We start from the raw sequence: 20,095 nt of genomic DNA, 5'->3' as shown, positions 1-20,095 counted from the left end.
GGCATTCCTTGAAGTGGAGATGTCTAATGTCTGATTCGATTATACGCCTGCAAAGCGCAGCGGCTGACGTGGTGATCAAAACCCACCCTTTCGCCGAAATTATCTACTGGGGGCCGCATTTAAGCCACTTTTCGCCGCAGGATGCCGACAGCCTGACGCGGCCGGTCGCCAATGGCCGCCTCGACGTCGATTCCCCGGTCACCTTAATGGCGGAGCTGGGCCATGGTCTGTTTGGCGCTCCGGGCATTGAAGGCCATCGCCAGGGGCTGGACGCTTCGCCGATTTTCGCCACCAGCGAAGTGCGGCACGAGGGCCAGACGCTGACCCTGGTCAGCGAAGACCCGCAGGCCGGCCTGCGGTTGTGCAGTGAAATCCAGCTTGATAGCAGCGGCGTGCTGAGCGTGCGCCATGGCGTGACCAATCTGCGCGCCAGCCCATGGCAGGTGGATCGCCTGGCGGTCACGCTGCCGGTCGCCGAACGCGCTCGCGAGGTAATGGCTTTTCACGGCCGCTGGATCCGCGAATTCCAGCCCCATCGTCTGCTCCTTGAACACGACAGCTTTGTGCTGGAGAACCGCCGCGGGCGTACCTCTCACGAACATTTCCCGGCCCTGATCACCGGCAGCCACGCCTTTAGCGAGATGCAGGGCGAAGTGTGGGGCGTGCACCTGGGCTGGAGCGGTAATCACCGCCTGCGGGCGGAAGTGAAAACCGATGGCCGCCGCTATCTGCAGGCCGAGGCGCTCTATCTGCCTGGCGAAATGGCGCTGGCGGAAGGGGAAACCTTATGGACGCCGTACCTGTATGCCAGCTACTCGGCGAACGGGCTGAACGGCATGAGCCAGCAGTTCCATCGTTATCTGCGCGAACGGATTATTCGCTTCCCGGGCAACAAGCCGCGCCCGGTGCATCTCAACACCTGGGAGGGGATCTATTTCGACCACGATCCGGACTACATCATGCGCATGGCGGATGAAGCAGCGGCGCTGGGCGTGGAGCGTTTTATCATTGACGACGGCTGGTTTAAAGGTCGCAACGACGACTGGGCGGCGCTCGGCGACTGGTATCTCGATGAGGACAAATATCCCCACGGCCTGACGCCGGTTATCGACCACGTGAAGTCGCTGGGGATGGAGTTCGGCATCTGGGTGGAGCCTGAGATGATTAACCCGGATTCTGATCTGTTTCGGGCACACCCTGATTGGGTGCTGGCGCTGCCGGGCTATACGCCGCTTCCCGGGCGTCATCAGTTTGTCCTGAACCTGAATATTCCGGAAGCCTTTGATTATCTGCTGGAGCGGATGAGCTGGCTGCTGGGCGAGCACGCGGTGGATTATGTGAAGTGGGATATGAACCGCGAGCTGGTACAGCCCGGGCATAACGGTAAAGCTGCCGCCGATGCGCAAACCCGCCAGTTCTATCGCCTGCTCGATACGCTGGTGGCCCGCTTCCCGCATATTGAATTTGAATCCTGCTCCTCCGGCGGCGGTCGTATCGATTATGAAGTCCTCAAGCGCAGCCATCGCTTCTGGGCTTCTGACAACAATGACGCCCTTGAACGCAATACCATCCAGCGCGGCATGAGCTACTTCTTCCCGCCGGAGGTGATGGGCGCGCACATCGGTAATCGCCACTGTCATGCCACCTTCCGCCAGCACAGTATCGCCTTCCGCGGCCTGACGGCGCTGTTCGGTCATATGGGGCTTGAGCTGGATCCGGTGAGCGCCGATGAAGAAGAACGCGCCGGGTACCGGAAATACGCGGCCCTGCATAAGCAGTGGCGCGACGTGATCCATCACGGCGTGCAGTGGCGGATGGATATGCCGGATGCCACCACCCTTGCCCATGGCGTCGTCAGCCCGGATAAAGCGCAGGCGATTTTCCTCGTCAGCCAGCTGGCGATGCCGGACTACACCCTGATGGCGCCGCTGCGCCTGGCGGGGCTGGAGGCGAGCGCCCGCTATCAGGTGACGCTCCTCGATCATCCGAACATACAGATTACCGGCGAGGGCGGCCACACCATGCGGAAGCTGCCGGCATGGATGACGACGCCGCAGACCGTAAGCGGTGAGTGGCTACAGCAGGCGGGGCTGGCGCTGCCCATCCTCGACCCGGAAAGCGCCATTCTGATTGGCCTGCAACGCGTGTGATGGTACCGGGCCGCGCCGCGGCCCTTCTTGAGGAAAATATAATGAACCCGACCGTCTGTACCCACAAAAACAACCCCAACTTCTGGATTTTCGGGCTGTTCTTCTTTCTCTACTTCTTCATCATGGCCACCTGCTTTCCGTTTCTGCCGATCTGGCTGTCGGACGTCATCGGCCTGAATAAAACCGAAACCGGCCTCGTTTTCTCCAGCCTGTCGCTGTTCGCCATCTGTTTCCAGCCGATCCTCGGGGTGATCTCTGACAAGCTGGGGCTGAAAAAACACCTGATGTGGATCGTGACCGTTCTGCTGGTGCTGATTGCTCCCTTCTTCCTCTATGTTTTCGCTCCGCTGCTGAAAACCAATATCTGGCTCGGGGCGCTGAGCGGCGGCGCTTACATTGGCTTTGTGTTCTCCGCTGGCGCCGGCGCGATGGAGGCCTATATCGAACGGGTAAGCCGCAACAGCGGGTTTGAATACGGCAAGGCGCGCACCTTTGGTTGCCTGGGCTGGGCGCTGTGCGCCACCACGGCGGGGATGCTGTTCAGCGTTAACCCGGAGTGGGTGTTCTGGATGGGCTCGGCCGCCGCGCTGCTGCTGGTGGTGCTGGTGGCTATCGCTAAACCGCAGGCCAGTCAGTCCGCGCAGGTAATGGACTCGCTCGGCGCCAATCGCCCGGCGATCGATTTAAAAACGGCGGTGCGCATGTTCCGCCAGCGGAAGATGTGGATGTTTATTCTGTACGTCATCGGTGTGGCCTGCGTGTATGACGTTTTCGATCAGCAGTTCGCCACCTTCTTTAAATCGTTCTTCGCGACCCCGGAAGCAGGCACCCGTGCCTTTGGTTTCGCCACCACCGCGGGAGAAATTTGTAACGCCATCATTATGTTCAGCTCGCCGTGGATTATTAACCGCATCGGGGCGAAGAATACCTTGCTGATTGCCGGGATGGTGATGGCGGCAAGAATGATTGGCTCTTCCTTCGCCACCACCGCCGCGGAAGTGGTGGCGCTGAAAATGCTCCATGCGCTGGAGGTGCCATTCCTGCTGGTGGGCGCCTTTAAATATATTACCGGCGTGTTTGACGTCCGCCTGTCGGCGACCATTTACCTGGTGGGCTTCCAGTTCGCCAAGCAGGTGGCGGCGATCTTCCTCTCCGCCTTCGCCGGCAATATGTATGATCGGATCGGTTTCCAGGAGACCTATATGATCCTCGGCGGTATTGCCCTCACCGTCACTTTAATATCGGCGTTTACGTTAGCGGGTAAGACGAAAACTGAGCCGCTGCGCGATAATGCGATGACGGTTTAATCATTGGAAGGTAAGATCACATGGATGTGACTGAAAGATAAGGATATTTTTATAGTGAAAATGAAAGAGCGCGTAAGCAGCGGTAGGCATTAAAATATAAGGAATGAACAATAACCGCCAGAATTGTACCAGGCTTTACCCTATATAAGGGCTATAACTTATTCTTCTTTTTGTAAAAAAGAGATAATCCTTTCGGTCAATAAAAGTTAACTCCCTCATACTCGTGATGAGCTGTAATGATATCATCACACCTCTGTATTTCCTGTCTGGAAAGCTTGATATCTTTTTATTATTTTATTTTTCTCAATTAACGTATCTTAATAAAGATGACCAGTAAAATAAAAATGCGAGGCCAGAGTATGGATCTATGTAACGCAGCAACATGTGAACTGGATTACATTCCTGGCAGAGTTCACAATTTATAGTGAACACCATTGTTAGAGGGTATGATCAATCACCATGGCATCGATTAAAGACGTAGCGAAAAGAGCTGGGGTCTCGACGGCGACCGTATCACGAGTCCTGAATAATCACCCCAGCGTAGTCGCGGAAACGCGTAAGGCGGTGCGGGAGGCGATGGATTATCTTTGCTATGTTCCCAGCAAAAGTTCGTTTCAGCTTAGCGGGAAATGTTCAGGGCTGATTGGTGTGGTTTTGCCTAATCTGGTGAATCCTCACTTCTGTGAACTGCTGGCGACGGTGGAAGAAGAGGCCCGGTATATCGGCAAATCGGTGATCGTTAAAACGCATCAGAATCAGCCGCAGCAGGATAAACATATTATTCAGAACTTAGTGGGGATGGGCATTGACAGTTTGCTATGGGTGCCGACAGAAGCAGAAGCCGAACTTTCAGAATGGTTAAGCATTACCCGGATCCCGGTCGCCGTCGTCACCCAGGTATCCCGGTTCTTTAATTCCGTATCGATTAATCAGGACCGGGGCGCAGAAAGTATTGCGGAACATTTTATTCATACAGGCCATCTTTCATTTGGCTTTGTGGCCCAGGAAGGGGTGGATAGCCGTAAGGTTTCGTCGTACAGCAAAAAAATAGCGAGTCACGGTTTAAAGCTTGCTAAAGATAATTCGTTCTGGATAGCCAAAGGCGAGGGTGAAAAGATATCAGGCCATATTAGTATTCTTGATGACATTATCGAGAAACTCAGCGAGCCGACGCGAACCTGTACATGCCTGTTAGTGTATAACGACATTGCGGCAAACTATATTATCGATGGGCTAAAAGAAAAAGGCATCTCCGTTCCTGAAGATATTGCGATTGCCAGCTTTGACAATACCCTGCTGGCGCAAACTAAAAAAATCACCAGCGTTGCACAGCCGGTAAATGAAATTGCTCACCTCGCGTTTCAGATGGTGAAACATCAACAGCAGCCGGACAGTATAGAAATGCACGAAATTGTCTCTCGGTTAATTATTCGTGAGAGCAGCGTAAAAATTAATATTACTTCCCTGTAAGGGATTTATGTTTAGAAATGGCGCGACATTTGGCGCCATGGGCTCCTTTTAACAAAAAATAGGTGTATTTATGTCTGCTACCGCAATGGAAAAGCCAAGCGCTTATGAAAAACTGGGGCTGAGGGAGAAGATCGGCTACGGCATGGGTGACGCCGGTTCAGGAATGATATGGAGCGTACTGGCGCTCTATCTGACGTGGTTCTATACCGATGTCTATGGCCTCAATGCCGGAGTGGTGGGCACATTATTCCTGGTTATTCGTATCTTTGACGCGTTTAGCGATCCGCTGATGGGGGCCATCTGCGACCGCACCGTGTCGCGCTGGGGAAAATTCCGTCCATGGCTATTATGGATGGCCTTTCCGTTTGGTTTGGGGGCGGTACTGATGTTCACGACCCCAGAGCTCAGCATGAACGGCAAGATTATTTATGCCTGGGTTACCTATCTTGTTATGTCGCTGATTTATACCGCGATTAATATTCCCTATTGCTCGGTCGGCGGCGTTATTACCCTCAATCAGAAAGAGCGTATGGGCTGTCTGTCATGGCGCTTTTTCCTGAATGGCCTGGCAACATTAATTATCTCCTCCTCTATTCTGCCGTTAACGGACTGGCTGGGTAATGGCGACCGCGCCTCCGGTTTCCAGCTGACCATGGTCATTATGGGTGGTGCGGCAACGCTGATGTTCCTGTTCTGCTTTTCCAGCATTAAAGAGCGGGTGGTATCGGTTAAGCAAAACGAGTCGTTGAAAAAAGACCTGCGGGACATTATCAAAAACGATCAGTGGCTCTTAATGATCTCTATTACTTTCCTGAACGTTTTTCCGGCATTTATCCGCGGTGGCGTCACTATTTATTATGCGACTTATGTCATGAAGGCGTCTGTCGGATTTATTACCTTCTTTATGGCGCTGGGCGTGGCCTGTAATATGCTGGGCAGCGTGCTTGCCAAACCGCTTACCGATCGCTTTGATAAGCTGGCGCTGTTCCGCATTATTAATATTATTCTCGGCATTCTCTCATTTGCGCTGTGGTTTGTTGATCCGCAATCGCTGACCCCGCTGATGACGCTATTCATCATTATTAACGTTCTGCATTTAATTCAGTCTGGCCCCATTCTGTGGGCGATGATGTCCGATGTCGATGACTACGGCGACTGGAAATTTGGTAAACGCCTGACCGGCATCTCCTTTGCGGGAAACCTGTTTATGCTCAAAATGGGGCTGGCGGTCGCTGGCGCAATCGTCGCCTGGATTCTGGCGTTTACCGGCTATGTCGCGAATGAGCCGCAGCAGAATTCTCAGACTATTCAAGGGATTATTATGATGTTCTCACTGTTGCCGATGGTGAGTTATTTCATCAGCGCGTATCTGGTGCGCTACTTCAAGCTGAATAACGCGTTCCTTGAGAAAATCAAAACGGATCTTGCAAAACGTGAGCTGGAAAAAGGTCGCGATTAATCGCCAGCGGATCAGGCTATCCGTACTATTTATCATTAAATATCAGTATTAATCAAATCAGAATTTTTTAATTGATTTTCTGTTCATAGCAGAGGAGGTTCTTCATGACGCATGATAATTATTATGACGTGACGCAGTGGCATATCGGTAATCCTAACAAGGATATCGGCGAAGTTATCAACAGTATTATCCTCGATATTAAAAAACGGCAAACTGCAACCGATATTAATAATGGCGGAAAACCCGGTGCCATCATCTATATCCCACCAGGCGACTATCATCTGAAGACGCAGGTTTTGATCGATATCAGTTATTTAAAAATAATGGGTGCCGGACACGGTTTTGTCTCCTCAAGTATTCGCTTCAATACGCCAGCTGATGACTGGGCGAATTTGCATGATATTTGGCCGGGTGGCAGCCGTATTCTGGTCGATATTTGTGCGCACCCCCGTGATGAAGAACACGCTGGTGCTGCATTTTACGTGAAACGCAGCGGAGCGCCGCGAATTAGTTCTGTAGCGTTTGAAAACTTCTGTATTGATGGCCTGCACTTTATTGATGATGGGCTGGGAAAAAACGATCCGGAAAATAGCTATACAAACGGCAAAACTGGGATTTATATCGCCAGCGCTCAGGATGCTTTTCGGATTACAGGCATGGGATTTATCTACCTTGAGCATGGTCTCACGACATATAATAGTGATGCTATGGCGATCCATAATAACTTTATCGCCGAATGCGGTAACTGCATCGAGCTTCGTGGCGCCGGCCAGGCTTCTAAAATAACCGATAACCTGATTGGCGCAGGCTATAAAGGCTATTCGATTTATGCCCAAAACTTCGGTGGGTTATTAATTTCCGGCAACAATATCTTTCCGCGTGGCGCCAGCAGCGTTCATTTATCTGGCGTTGTTCGTTCCACTGTGACCGGTAATCGGTTGCACTCATTTTATCCAGGAATGTTGGTTCTGGAGAATAACTGTGCGGAGAATCTCATCGCGGCAAATCATTTTTTCCGCGATCGCGAACCCTGGCCGCCGATGCAGGCCTATGACAATGGCCTGGATGATGCCTATGGTCTGCTGCATATCAATGGTAGTCATAATTCGGTGATTGCCAATCATATTTCCGAAACGATTGATATCCAGTACCTTCGGCCGCAGGGAACAAAGCCGGTCATCATCCGACTGGTTTCCGGTAAAGGGAACTACCTTGCGAATAATCATATTGTTGCGACCACGGAAGCGTCAGCACAGCAGGCGCAATCCTCTGAAGAGGACGCTTGCTTTGCGGCTCAGGTCAGCGCTTTGCTGATGACGGATAGATTAAAAGCCCTTGATGCGGTCGCGGTGCTGGTAGAAAAAGCGTCGTCTCTAAACACGATACTTGATTGCGGCAATAGTCGACAGGTGATGATGGACAGAGCGACGAATGCCTTCAGGGCTACGCCAGCTCCCGGCAATATAGAGATGGAATAAACCGGCAGGAGACGCGACAGCGCACGGTTAGTCGTCCTTCCCTGCGTCGCAAACAGTTGCCCCGCTCAGCACAGCGGGGCAACCGTGGTTTCACGCCAGATAAAACACTTCTTTGAGCTCCGCGCTCAGCGGGCTGTTGTCCGGGTTGCTGGGCATCACCTCACGCATGTATTTCCACCAGCGCTGGCACACTTCCGTGCTGGCGACGGCCTCCCAGCGGGCTTCAGACTCAATCTCCACCGTGGCGAACAGCAGGTGGCGTTCTTTATCGAGATAGATGGCGTAGTGGTGCGCGCCGTGGGCTTTCAGCGTAGCCTCCAGCTCCGGCCAGATGGGGTTATGACGGCGCTGGTACTCCTCGTGCGCGTCGGGGTTCACCTGCATGACAAAGGCTTTACGGATCATAATGCCTCCAGATAGAGCTCGCGGACCTCATCGCGGCTGGCGGGGCGCGGGTTACATGGCGCGCACGGGTCGGCCAGCGCTTTGTCCAGCCAGCCTTCGATATCGGCTTTGCTGACGCCAAGCTGGCTGAAGCCCTGGGGGATCCCCACGCGTTTGCTCAGCGCGCGAATGGCGTTGATGGCCTCCATGCTGGCGGCTTCATCGCTCATGCCGCGGGTATCGACACCCATCGCCTGCGCCACGCGGGCGAAGCGCGCCACGGCGTTCGGGCGGTTAAAGTTTTCGATGATCGGCAGCAGGATGGCGTTGCACACCCCGTGCGGCAGGTTGTGGGTGGCGCCAGGCTGATGGGCCAGGGCGTGTACCAGCCCGAGGCCGGCGCTGTTAAACGCCATGCCCGCCAGATACTGGCCAAACGCCATCTGCTCGCGGGCCTGCAGATCGTGTCCATCGTCTACCGCTTTCGGCAGCCACAGGTTGATCAGGCGGATGGCCTCGAGGGCGTTGGCGTCGGTCAGGGGATGGGCGCCAACGGAGACAAAGGCCTCGATGGCGTGGGTCAGGGCGTCCATGCCGGTGGCGGCGGTAACGGCTGGCGGGATGTCGAGCATCACGCTGGCGTCGTCGACGGCGATATCCGGGATCAGGTTCGGGTCGATAATCACCTCTTTTACCTGACGCTCGCTATCGATAATCACTGCGTTGCTGGTCATCTCCGCCGCCGTGCCGGCAGTGGTGTTGATGGCCACCAGCGGCACGCCAGCGTTTTTCACTTTGCCGACGCCGGAATAGGCTGTGGAGGGGCCAGGGTTGGCGGTGAGGATTTTTATCGCCTTGGCGGTATCAATCGGGCTGCCGCCGCCGAAGGCGATCAGGTAATCGCAGCGGGCCGCCTGGTACGCCGCATAGCCTTGCTGCACCAGCGCTTCGGTAGGGTTGGGGAACACGTCGTCAAACAGCTGATATGCCATCTGCTGTTCATCCAGCGCGGAAAACAGACTGTCCAGCAGGCCCAGCGTCACCAGCTGCCCGTCGGTGACGATCAGCGCCTTGCCCCACTGTTTGCCCGCTACCAGCTTGACCATATCGCCGATAGCGCCTGCGCCGTGGAGGCTGATTTTAGGTAGTGCCAACATAAAACTCATGATAATTCTCCTTAATGTTGATTTTGGGAAATCCGTTTCCCTTCACCCGCTCCCGGGTCGCGGCTGGCGCCTTACCCGGGCTACAGGTTCACTGGCGTCTGCAGGCCGGTAGCCAGGACAGGTGCGTAGCACCGCCTCCGGGATTTAGGGTGAAAGGGAAATTAAATTCGTCTTCGCTGCAGCATCCGCCGGGTCATAATCGGCAGGGAGATAACCACGATCAGCATCGCGCCGATAATCACCGACATCACGATGCCGGGGACGTTGAGCAGGCTCAGGCCGAAGGTCACCAGCCCCATCAGAAAGGCGGCGATGATCACCCCGGGCATGCTGCCGGAGCCGCCGAGAATATTGACGCCGCCGAGCACCGCCATGGTGACAACCGCCAGCTCCCAGCCCATCGCCAGGGTAGGGCGGGTACTGCCGAGCCGTGAGGTCAGCAGGACCGCCGCCAGTCCGGCCATCAGCCCGACCAGCGCGAACAGCGCCAGGTTATGGCGCTTCACGTTGATCCCGGAGTACCAGGCGCCGGTCGGGTTATTGCCGATGGCGTAGGTCCGGCGACCAAAGTTGGTTTTATGCAGCAGGAAGGTGAAGGCGGCCGCGAGGAGGATAAACAGCGCAAACTCAAAAGAGAGCGCGCCCCACACGTACCCCTGGCCGAACCAGGCAAAGCTCTCCGGGTAGTGGTTGAGCGCCTGATCGCCCAGCAGGATATAGGTGATGCCGCGATACAGGCTCATGGTGCCGATGGTGATCACGATCGACGACAGGTTAAAACGCGTCACCAGGATACCGTTGAACAGGCCGCACAGCAGACCCACGCCCAGCCCGACCAATACCAGCAGCGGCGTATCCATCCCCGCCGCCGCGCAGAAGCCCATCACCGTTGAGCTGAGCGCCATCGTCGAGGCTACCGACAGATCGATTTCCCGGGCGATAATCAGCATCGCCATCGGCAGGACGACGATCGCTTTCTCGGTAAAGGTGAAGGTGGCGTCCGACAGGTTCCAGATATTAAGGAAATAAGGGGAAGCCAGGGCGTTGCCGATAAATACCGCCAGGGTGACCGCCAGTAAAAACCCTTCCCAGCACAGCAGGCGGCGCAGCGGCGACGGCGCGGCCGGGGCGTTTTTCATCTCTTCAGATACCATCATCTTGCTCATGATTTCACCCCCTGTTTCTGCCGGGCTAGCGCCGCGTTACGCAGGATTAACCGCCCGTGACCGCGATTGCCGCGCTCGTTAAGCAGCACCGCCATGACGATCACCGCCCCGGAAATCGCCATTTGCCAGAACGGCGAGATGCCGATCACCGGCAGGGCATTATTGATGACGCCGAGGAACAGCGCGCCGCACAGGCAGCCCAGCACCCGTCCGCTTCCGCCCATGGTGCTGATACCGCCGATCACGCAGGCGGCGACCACCTGCAGCTCAAAGCCGTTCGCCACGTCGACATAGGCGACGGCGAAGCGCGAGATCCACAGATAGCCGCAGAAGCCGGCCAGCGCGCCGGAGAGACAGAAGCTGACGAACTGCATTTTCCCGGCGTTAATACCGGTGTAGTACGCCGCCGTCGCGTTGCCGCCTGCGGTGTATAAGGCCCGGCCGGTGCGGCTGTAGCGCAGGAAATAACCCACCAGCAGCAGCGCGGCGATGGCGCACCAGCTCAGCAGCGGCAATCCCAGGAGGGCGCTGCGCGGCAGACTGAGGAAATCAGCGCTCATCTGATGTGAGTTAACCCAGCCGCCGTCGGTCAGCAGAAAGATAATGCCGCGATAAATGCTCATGGTGCCCAGGGTCACCACGATGGCGGGAATGCCGAGGCGCCAGACCAGCAGGCCGTTAATCACCCCCATCAGCAGGCCCAGCAGGGTTGCCAGCGCCAGCAGCGCCACCACCGGAATACCCGGATAGTGGGCGTTAAGCAGGGCGACGATCATCCCGGTCAGCGCCAGGTTGGCGGCCATCGACAGATCGATGCCTTTGGTGAGCAGCACCATCATCTGCCCGAGGGCGAGGATGATAAGGATGGCGGTATCGTTAAACATCTCCACCAGATTGCCCGGTGAAACAAACGATGGCGCCCGGCTGCCAATGGCGCCGATCATCAAAATGATGACCACCGCCAGCAGCGCTTCGCGATGCTTCAGCCATGCGTGTCCCATCATGCTGCCTCCTGGCCAATGCCGCTGGCGGCGCTAACGATGGTTTCCGCCGTCGCTTCCCCGGCCCGGTACTCGGCGACCATCAGCCCTTCGTGCATCACGATAATCCGGTCGGCCATGCCCATCACTTCCGGCAACTCTGACGAGACCATAATCACCGCCAGCCCCTGGCTGACCAGCTCGGACATAAACTGATGCACGGCGGCTTTAGAGCCGATATCGATGCCTTTGGTCGGCTCGTCGAGGATAATCACCTCGGGATGGGTCGCCAGCCATTTGCCGATCACCACTTTCTGCTGGTTGCCGCCGGAGAGGGTCTCCACCGGCTGCCGCCAGCTGAAGGCTTTAACCTGCAGGCGCGAGGCGTACTCGTCCGCCAGCCGCCATTCCCGGGCGTCGTTCAGGACGCCGTTAGGGTTGAGCTTACTGAGCTGCGGCAGACTGATGTTTTGGGCGATGGGCAGAGCGATGATCGCCCCCTGTTTCTGCCGCTCTTCCGGTACGCAGACGATGCCCGCGCGGATGGCGTCGGCGGGCTGGCGAAAGCGCATGGGGCTGCCGTTCAGCCGGATCTCGCCGGAGGAGGGATGCGTTACGCCGGAGAGCGCCTGCATCAGCTCGGTGCGTCCGGCGCCCACCAGGCCGTAAAAGCCGAGAATTTCTCCCTTGCGCAGGCTGAAGCTGATGTTGGCAAACTCGGTAGGATGACAAAGATCGTTTACCTCCAGCACAGTTTCTCCGGGCGTGCAGTCGACTTTCGGGTAGGTTTGGTCGATCGCCCGGCCCACCATCATCGACACCATCCGCTCTTCGGTGATATCGCTCATCGCCCCGGAGCTCACGTACACGCCATCGCGCAGGATAGTGTAATAGTCGGCCAGCTCGAAAATTTCATCGAACTTATGCGAGATAAACAGGATCGCTTTGCCGTCCTGCTTCAGACGCTCAACGATCTGATAAAACTCCAGAATTTCATGTTGCGAGAGCGCGGCGGTCGGCTCATCCAGGATCACCACCTGGGCGTCGAAAGCCAGCGCCCGGGCAATCGCCACCATGTGCCGTTGGGCGATGCTGAGCGTTTTCAGCGTGGCGCGCGGGTCGATCAGAACTTCAAGCCGGGCGAGGATCTCGCCAGCCCGGCGATGCATCGCGGGCCAGTCGAGCGTTTTGAACAGCCCCTTATACAGATACTGGCCGACGAAAATGTTTTCGCTGACCGAGAGTTCGTCAAACAGCACGGTTTCCTGGTGAATGGCGGTGATCCCCACCTTGTGCGCCGATTCCGGCGTCGGCAGATGAATGGGGATCGCTTTATAGAGGATCTCCCCCTCTTCGGGCTGATAAATACCGGTCATGACTTTGACCAGCGTGGATTTCCCCGCGCCGTTTTCGCCGATGAGGGCGGTCACTTTGCCGGGCCAGAGATCAAGCTGCACGTTCTCAAGGGCGCGCACACCGGGAAAAATCTTGGTGATCCCCTTCAGCGACAGCAGTGGCGTTGATGCTGACATGATAGTTCTCCACAAAATACACCCCTCACCCTAACCCTCTCCCCAAAGGGGCGTGGGAACGGTCCGGCGTCCGCTGGCCACATCGTGCAGAGGACCAGCCTTTCCCCCTCTCCCTCCGGGAGAGGGCCGGGGTGAGGGAACAAGGGTTAGAAAATTTTCGAGAACTTATCGATGTTGCTCGCATCGTAGACGAACGGCTCGGCCATCGCGCCATTCCCCTCAGCATCCAGCTTCACTTTGCCCAGCTTGCCCATACTGGCTTCGGTTTTGGTCGCGGTGCCTTTGACTAAATCGTCGGCCAGATAGGTGGCGGCGTAGCCCAGGTCAATCGGGTTCCAGATGGCGAAGCTTTTGCTGGCGCCAGACTTGATCGCGCCGGCCATTTCCGACGGCAGCCCCAGCCCGGTGACATAGACTTTGCCGATTTTGCCCTGATCCTTCACCGCCTGCGCGGCGGCAACAATGCCCACCGACGACGGCGAAACAATGACTTTCAGGTCCGGATATGATTTCAGCAGGCCCACCGCTTCGCGGTAGCTTTTATCCGACAGATCGTCCCCGTAGGCGACGGTGACCAGCTGTACGGACGGATACTGCGGCAGCACCTTTTTCATCTCCTCAATCCAGATATTCTGGTTAGTGGAGGTCGGAGTGGCGCTTAACACTGCCACATCCCCCTTCTCCACGTTCAGCGCCTTCAGCGCATCGGCGGCGAGTTTGACGTTGGTCTCGCCAATTAAGGCGTTATTGGAGGGATTAAGATGGATTTGGCGGCCTGCCGGCGCCACGCCGGAGTCCCACGAGACCACCTTGATGCCGCGCTGCATCGCTTTTTTCAGCACCGGCACCACCGCGTCCGGATCGTTAGCGGAAATGGCGATCGCATCCACCCCCTGGGCGATCAACCCGTTCAGCACGTCGATCTGAGCTTCGGCGGTAGTGGTGGTCGGGCCGGTGTAGATCACTTTGACATCACCTAACTCTTTGGCTGCCTGTTGGGCGCCAACGTTGGCGGCTTCGAAGAAGCCATTTCCCAGCGATTTCGCCACGAGGGCGATTTTGACTTCTGCTAAGGCGGAACCGGACAACGCCAGGGCGGCAACGGTGAGGATCAAGCTTGTCTTTGTTTTCATTGCTTTTACTCCACATGAGTCAGTTTTGTAGGGTTTGCAGGTGAGGCTTCGCCCCGTCTCGGTGAGCGGGGCGCGATGTTGTTATGGATAAAGATCTAACGCGGACTGCAGCGGCTGCACGTTGAAGCGTTTGCCAAGGGCGATAAGCTCTTCGCGAGTGATGGTCTGCTTCATACCGCCCATGGACAAGACTTTCACCAGCACTTCGGCGGACTTCTCGGCGGTGTCGATCAGGCCGAAGGTCTCATCCAGGGTTGGGCCGCTGCCGAAGACGCCGTGGAACGGCCACAGCACCAGCGAGTGTTTTTGCATGGTTTCCGCAGTGGCCTGGCCGATTTCATCGGTGCCTGGCACCATCCACGGCAGAATGCCGACGCCGTCCGGGAAGACCACCAGACATTCGGTGCTGCCTTCCCACAGCTTGCGGGTGAACAGATCGCTGTGGTTCTCCAGGACGTAGGTCAGGGCGATCAGGTTGGTGGCATGACAGTGCATGATCACCCGGTCCTTGCCGTCGGTCAGTTTGATGCGCTCGCTGTGCGACAGGAAGTGTGCCGGCAGCTCGGAGGTCGGCACCGCATCCTCCGTCAGGCCCCACAGGATATGGTATCCCGCGCCGTCGCTGTCGACTTTCACCACGCCAAGGTTAGCGGCCGGGTCGAGCTGGACATTACGGAAGAATTTGCCGGAGCCGGTGACGATAAACGGCTGGTTAGCCAGGGTTGGCATCGGCTGGCTGAGGGCGATATAGCGCGGTTTAGCGTGGAAATCCGCCACGTAAGGTTCGATATCCGCCTCATCCAGACGCAGCGTCAGGTTGCCGCCGTTGCGCTCGTCCCAGCCCTTCAGCCAGGCGTCGGAGGTGGCTTTGATCATGCCCTGGACGAACCAGGCGTCGATAATGTTCTGCATAGTCTTGTCTTTCCTGTTGATTCGGTGAGGGGTTGACCCCCTCACCCTAAATATGTGCGTGCCCCCGGATTGCGCCGTAAACGGCTTATCCGGGCTACCGGTTCGTAGCCCGGGTAAGGCGTCAGCCGCGACCCGGGGAAGCCCGTGCATTACCCGCGCTGGCTCAGAACCGCATTCTCATAAGCCCGCACGTTGTCCAGCCACTGGCTGCCCGCCGGCGTGTCGTGACGCTGGCAGTACATCTCCCAGATGGCCTGCCACGGCAGGGATTTTTGCTCTTCGAGCAGCGCCAGGCGGGCGGTGTAATCGCCGTCGTTCTCCAGCTGGCGCAGCTGATCGGTCGGTTCCAGCAGGGCGCGCAGCAGCGCTTTTTTCATATTGCGGGTACCAATCACCCAGGCCGCGATGCGGTTGATGGAGGCATCGAAGAAGTCGAGGCCGATGTGCACGCGGTCAAACAGGTTATGGCGAATGATTTCGCTGGCGATGGCCTGGGTCTCATCATCCAGCAGCACCACGTGGTCGCTGTCCCAGCGCACCGGGCGGCTGACGTGCAGCAGCAGACGCGGGATGTAGAGCATGGCGGCGGAGATCTTGTCGGAGATGACCTCCGTCGGGTGGAAGTGGCCGGCATCCAGGCACAGCGCCGTCTGGCGGCTGGTGGCGTAGCCCATATAGAACTCGTTGGAGCCGACGGTGTAGCTTTCGGCGCCGATACCGAACAGCTTGCTCTCCACAGCGTCAATGTGATGCGCCGGGTCGAATTTTTCGCTGATGACTTCATCCAGCGCGTTCAGCAGCCGCTGGCGCGGCGCGAAGCGGTCAACGGTAATGTCCTTCATGCCGTCCGGCACCCAGATATTCATCACCGACGGGGTGCCCAGCTGTTCGCCAAAATAAGCGGATACGCGGCGGCTGGCTTTGCAGTGGTCGATCCAGAACTGGCGGATCTCATCGTTGGCATGCGACAGGGTAAAGCCGTCGGCGCTCAGCGGATGCGAGAAGCAGGAGGGGTTGAAATCCAGCCCCAGTTTGTTGGTTTTCGCCCACTCAACCCAGTTTTTAAAGTGCTCCGGCTTAATCTCATTGCGCGCCACCGGCGCGTCGGATTCCAGATAAATAGCGTGCAGGTTGAGACGCTTTGGCCCCGGGATCAGGCTCAGCGCCTGCTCAAGGTCGGCGCGCAGCTCCTGAGCATTGCGCGCTTTGCCCGGGTAGTTGCCGGTGGCCTGGATGCCGCCGGTCAGACTTCCCGCCGGATTTTCGAACCCGGCGACGTCGTCACCCTGCCAGCAGTGCATGGATACGGGCAGACGGTCCAGCTGGCGCAGGGCCTCCTCGACATCCACGCCGACGGCGGCGTAGCGCTGCTTAGCAATTTCCCAGGCTTGTTCAAGTTGAGTGGTCATGCGCAAAGCTCCTTGGTCTGTTGTGGCTGAAACTGCGCCACGAAACGGGCAATTTCACTATCAGGATTGGGGGTAAAGGTGGTGAGGGACGCGTTGCCGCGCACCACCTGACGAAACTCATCGACACTGGCCAGCTCGTCGAGGGTCATTAGCTGGATGCCGATATTGCCGAGGGTGGAGGCCTCTGTCGGGCCGGCCACGACGACGATCCCGCAGGCGTCGGCGCACAGCTGGTTGAGCAGTTCGTTCTGGCAGCCGCCGCCGACGATATGCAGCTGGCTGAAGGGCTGGCCGCGCAGCGCCGCCAGCTCGTTAAGCACCCGGGCGTAGAGCAGCGCCAGGCTGTCGAAAATGCAGCGCGCCAGTTCGGCGTCGCTGTCCGGAACCGGCTGACCGGATCCGCGGCAGGCGGCCTGGATCTCGGCGCTCATACTGGCCGGGTTGATAAAGCGGTCGTCATTGCAGTCAATGATGAAGCGGCACGCCGGCAGCGCGGCGGTGCGGGCGATTAGCCCCTGCAGGTCGCTGACGTTTTGCTCTTTCAGCACCCGCTGCAGCAGCCACAGGCCCATAATATTTTTCAGCACCCGATAGCGGCCTTCGGCCCCGCCTTCGTTGGTGATATTGGCCTGCAGCGCCGCGTCGCAGGTGTACGGGGTCAGGCTTTCAAACCCCATCAGCGACCAGGTCCCGGAGGAGAGATAGGCGGCGTGGCGGTCGGCCAGCGGGGAGGCGATCACTGCGCTGGCGGTGTCGTGACTGGCGACGGCGACCACCGGGATGTTATTGCCCTGCGGACAAATCCAGTGGCCGATAACGTTGCCGGGATGCGTCGGCGCACCGAACCATTCGCGCGGCGCGCCGGTCCAGTTCAGCAGCGTCTCATCCCAGCTATCGCTGTGGATGTTGACCAGCTGGGTGGTGGTGGCGTTGGTATATTCCCAGTTCAGATTGCCGGTCAGGCGGAAGCTGAAATAGTCGGGGATCAGCACGGCATGGGCGGCCTGACTGACCAGCTCCGGCTGCTGCTCCACCAGGGCGCGCAGCTGATAAAGGGTGTTAAACGGCAGAAACTGAATGCCGCTGCGGCGATAGATCTCCGCCCGGCCCAGCTGTTCTTCAGCGTGACGTAGCAGGCCCTGGGTGCGGTCGTCACGATAGGAGACCGGCAGCCCGACGCGCTGACCCTGCTTATCCAGCAGGACATAATCCACGCCCCAGGTATCGATGCCGATGCTGTCGATCAGGATGCCCTGCTCACACACTTTCTCCAGCCCGCAGCGGATCTCGCCTTCGAGGCTATCGAGATCCCAGCAGTCGAAGCCATCCACCTTCTGCAGGCTGTTGGTGAAGCGATGAATTTCACGCAGCGTCAGGGCGCGCGGCCCGGACTGATAGCTGGCGAGCATGACCCGCCCGCTGGAGGCGCCTAAATCGACGGCGACACAATGACGAATACTCATGGAACGACCCTTCTTAAAATCATTGTCCGCAGTCTAAAAAAGGGCGCTGACTAACACCTTCTCGCTACGGACAGCCGAAACTGGCCGCTGGCAAGAAAGCAAAGGTGACCGTGAGGAAAATCACAAATTGCGGTTTTGGGCGGTGGTGAGGAGGATGTGATGGGGTCCGCAGTTCCGCATCTTTCCGGCTGATTCTTGAAAAAGCGGCAGGATTTACGAATTTCGCGGTCAAAAATTGAAGGCCGGATAGCCAACCCTTCATTACTATCAGCCGGTGACTGATAATTTTTCTCATTACGAGGGTGGCATCATGACCATATTGCACAGTACGGATTTCTTTAAGGCCGGGATCTCGACGGTGGCTATTGAACCCCGCCTCCCTCAGTCGGCCTTTCCGGAGCATCACCATGATTTCCATGAAATTGTCATCGTGGAGCAGGGCACGGGCATTCACGTCTTCAATGGCCAGCCCTATACCATCGGCGGCGGCTCGGTCTGCTTTATCCGCGATCACGACCGGCATCTTTACGAGCACACGGACAATCTGTGTCTGACCAACGTGCTCTATCGCGCGCCGGATGCGTTTCGTTTTCTCGCCGGGGTCAGCCAGCTGCTGCCCCAGGAGCAAGAGGGCAACTACCCGTCGCACTGGCGGGTAAACCAGACGGTCCTGCAGCAGGTGCGGCATATCGTGGCGCAGATGGAGGCCATGGGGAGCGAAACGGATACCCATGCCGTCGCCAGCCGTGAGATCCTGTTTATGCAGCTGCTGGTGCTGCTGCGGAAAAGCAGCCTTGCGGAAGAGGCCACCAACAACGATGCGCGGCTGAATCAGCTGCTGGCCTGGCTGGAAGACCATTTTGCGCAGGAGATCTGCTGGGAGGAGGTGGCGGCGCAGTTTTCGCTGTCGCTGCGTACTCTACACCGCCAGCTGAAGCAGCAGACCGGCCTGACGCCGCAGCGCTATCTCAATCGGGTGCGCCTGATGAAAGCCCGCCACCTGCTGCGCCACAGCGATGAAAGCGTGACTGATATCGCCTATCGCTGCGGGTTCGGCGACAGTAACCACTTTTCGACGCTTTTTCGCCGCGAGTTTTCCTGGTCGCCGCGCGATATCCGCCAGGGGCGCGACGCTATTCTTCAGTAACGCGAGAGGAGTCAACGTATTGCGGACCAAAAACGCGAATAATGCGCCGTTATCCGCGTTGGGAGTGTGAGCCGTGGCCGGTCTGATTCTACGTAAAGAGGAGTTTTTCCCTTCCGCCGCGCAGGCGGTGGCGGTGGCCGACCGCTACCCGCAAAACGTCTTCGCTGAACACACCCATGAGTTCTGCGAGCTGGTGCTGGTGTGGCGGGGCAACGGGCTGCACGTTCTCAACGACCGTCCCTGGCGCATTACCCGCGGCGATCTGTTCTATATTCGCGCCGAAGATAAACACTCCTATGCTTCCGTTAACGATCTGGTTCTGCAGAACATCATCTATTGCCCGGAGCGGCTGCAGCTCAATTTCGACTGGGCGGGGGCGATCCCTGGCCTCTTCGGCACGCCGTGGAAGCCCCACTGGCGTATGGGCAGCACCGGTATGGCGCAGGCGCGCCAGGTAATTAGCCAGCTTGAGCATGAGTGTTCCCGGCACGATGCGCAGGGGAATGCGATGGCCGAGCTGCTGTTTGCTCAGCTGGCGCTGACCCTCCAGCGCCATCGCTACGCGACGGATAATCTGGCGGCGACGCAGCTCGAAGCGCTGTTGGACAAACTGCTGGCCGCGCTGGCGGCCAGCCTGAGCCGACCCTTTGTCCTGGAGCGTTTCTGCGAGCAGGAGGGCGGCAGCGAGCGGGCGCTACGGCAGCAATTTCGCCAGCAAACCGGCATGACCATCAATCACTATTTACGCCAGCTACGGATCTGCCATGCGCAGTATCTGTTGCAGCATACCGAGCGCTTAATCGGCGATATCGCCATGCAGTGCGGCTTTGAGGACAGTAACTACTTTTCGGTGGTGTTCAGCCGGGAAATCGGCATGTCGCCGGGGCAGTGGCGGCAGCGCAGTCGCGCCGCCGCCTGAAGAGCGTCTTTGTCAGGCAG

16 protein-coding genes are annotated in these 20,095 nt (G+C 57.6%); 7 read left to right on the top strand and 9 right to left on the bottom strand.

Features of this window, described 5'->3' with window-relative positions:
* The first annotated feature begins 26 nt into the window (after positions 1–26).
* The 5 genes from ACOI7Z_RS23220 to ACOI7Z_RS23200 all read left to right on the top strand — a co-directional run bounded on the left by ACOI7Z_RS23220 (position 27) and on the right by ACOI7Z_RS23200 (position 7,864).
* Positions 27–2,150 carry an alpha-galactosidase gene (locus ACOI7Z_RS23220; RefSeq protein ID WP_087849061.1) on the top strand — a complete coding sequence of 708 codons (2,124 nt, stop codon included), beginning with the start codon at positions 27–29 and terminating at the stop codon, positions 2,148–2,150.
* A 41-nt stretch (positions 2,151–2,191) separates the two neighbouring features.
* Positions 2,192–3,457 carry an MFS transporter gene (locus ACOI7Z_RS23215; protein ID WP_023291509.1) on the top strand — a complete coding sequence of 422 codons (1,266 nt, stop codon included), beginning with the start codon at positions 2,192–2,194 and terminating at the stop codon, positions 3,455–3,457.
* A gap of 459 nt (positions 3,458–3,916) precedes the next feature.
* Entirely contained in the window at positions 3,917–4,927 is a 1,011-nt protein-coding gene (locus ACOI7Z_RS23210; protein ID WP_087849060.1) for a LacI family DNA-binding transcriptional regulator, read from the top strand.
* A 70-nt stretch (positions 4,928–4,997) separates the two neighbouring features.
* On the top strand, positions 4,998–6,386 hold the full coding sequence (locus ACOI7Z_RS23205) for a glycoside-pentoside-hexuronide (GPH):cation symporter (RefSeq protein ID WP_087849059.1): 1,389 nt from the start codon (positions 4,998–5,000) through the stop codon (positions 6,384–6,386).
* A 104-nt stretch (positions 6,387–6,490) separates the two neighbouring features.
* Positions 6,491–7,864 (top strand): NosD domain-containing protein, encoded by a 1,374-nt coding sequence (locus ACOI7Z_RS23200; RefSeq protein ID WP_137916297.1) that lies wholly within the window; start codon positions 6,491–6,493, stop codon positions 7,862–7,864.
* A 90-nt stretch (positions 7,865–7,954) separates the two neighbouring features.
* On the opposite strand, the gene rhaM is transcribed toward ACOI7Z_RS23200, so the two are convergent.
* From rhaM to rhaB, 9 genes are all read right to left on the bottom strand, one after another.
* Positions 7,955–8,269, bottom strand: a complete 315-nt coding sequence (gene rhaM / locus ACOI7Z_RS23195; RefSeq protein WP_025710935.1) for an L-rhamnose mutarotase — start codon at positions 8,267–8,269, stop codon at positions 7,955–7,957.
* Positions 8,266–9,414 carry a lactaldehyde reductase gene (gene fucO / locus ACOI7Z_RS23190; RefSeq protein WP_023291516.1) on the bottom strand — a complete coding sequence of 383 codons (1,149 nt, stop codon included), beginning with the start codon at positions 9,412–9,414 and terminating at the stop codon, positions 8,266–8,268. The genes rhaM and fucO overlap by 4 nt, the downstream gene beginning before the upstream one ends.
* Positions 9,415–9,575: 161 nt before the next feature.
* Positions 9,576–10,580, bottom strand: coding sequence for an ABC transporter permease (locus ACOI7Z_RS23185; RefSeq protein WP_087849058.1), 1,005 nt, complete (start codon positions 10,578–10,580; stop codon positions 9,576–9,578).
* Positions 10,577–11,584: an ABC transporter permease gene (locus tag ACOI7Z_RS23180; RefSeq protein WP_072096694.1), complete on the bottom strand. Its 1,008-nt coding sequence runs from the start codon at positions 11,582–11,584 to the stop codon at positions 10,577–10,579. Before ACOI7Z_RS23180 ends, ACOI7Z_RS23185 begins: the two co-directional genes overlap by 4 nt.
* Positions 11,581–13,092 (bottom strand): sugar ABC transporter ATP-binding protein, encoded by a 1,512-nt coding sequence (locus ACOI7Z_RS23175; RefSeq protein ID WP_087849057.1) that lies wholly within the window; start codon positions 13,090–13,092, stop codon positions 11,581–11,583. The genes ACOI7Z_RS23180 and ACOI7Z_RS23175 overlap by 4 nt, the downstream gene beginning before the upstream one ends.
* Before the next feature lie 146 nt (positions 13,093–13,238).
* Positions 13,239–14,225 carry a rhamnose ABC transporter substrate-binding protein gene (rhaS, locus tag ACOI7Z_RS23170; protein ID WP_087849056.1) on the bottom strand — a complete coding sequence of 329 codons (987 nt, stop codon included), beginning with the start codon at positions 14,223–14,225 and terminating at the stop codon, positions 13,239–13,241.
* A gap of 81 nt (positions 14,226–14,306) precedes the next feature.
* The gene (rhaD, locus tag ACOI7Z_RS23165) at positions 14,307–15,137 is read right to left on the bottom strand and encodes a rhamnulose-1-phosphate aldolase (RefSeq protein ID WP_023291521.1); all 831 of its coding nucleotides are present in this window, start codon (positions 15,135–15,137) and stop codon (positions 14,307–14,309) included.
* A gap of 149 nt (positions 15,138–15,286) precedes the next feature.
* The gene (locus tag ACOI7Z_RS23160) at positions 15,287–16,546 is read right to left on the bottom strand and encodes an L-rhamnose isomerase (protein ID WP_087849055.1); all 1,260 of its coding nucleotides are present in this window, start codon (positions 16,544–16,546) and stop codon (positions 15,287–15,289) included.
* Positions 16,543–18,009, bottom strand: coding sequence for a rhamnulokinase (rhaB, locus tag ACOI7Z_RS23155; RefSeq protein WP_087849054.1), 1,467 nt, complete (start codon positions 18,007–18,009; stop codon positions 16,543–16,545). Before rhaB ends, ACOI7Z_RS23160 begins: the two co-directional genes overlap by 4 nt.
* Before the next feature lie 310 nt (positions 18,010–18,319).
* Here rhaB and rhaS (ACOI7Z_RS23150) point away from each other — a divergent pair, with 310 nt between their 5' ends.
* Both rhaS (ACOI7Z_RS23150) and rhaR read left to right on the top strand, forming a co-directional pair.
* On the top strand, positions 18,320–19,156 hold the full coding sequence (gene rhaS, locus ACOI7Z_RS23150) for an HTH-type transcriptional activator RhaS (protein ID WP_004203665.1): 837 nt from the start codon (positions 18,320–18,322) through the stop codon (positions 19,154–19,156).
* Between the two features lie 73 nt (positions 19,157–19,229).
* The gene (gene rhaR, locus ACOI7Z_RS23145) at positions 19,230–20,075 is read left to right on the top strand and encodes an HTH-type transcriptional activator RhaR (RefSeq protein WP_087849053.1); all 846 of its coding nucleotides are present in this window, start codon (positions 19,230–19,232) and stop codon (positions 20,073–20,075) included.
* The last annotated feature ends 20 nt before the right edge of the window (positions 20,076–20,095 follow it).

Origin of the sequence: Klebsiella sp. C283 (genome assembly GCF_048822555.1) — a bacterium.
Lineage (GTDB): Bacteria > Pseudomonadota > Gammaproteobacteria > Enterobacterales > Enterobacteriaceae > Klebsiella > Klebsiella quasipneumoniae.
Note: the sequence above shows the minus strand (reverse complement) of the source record. Positions and strands in the feature narration are given on the sequence as shown.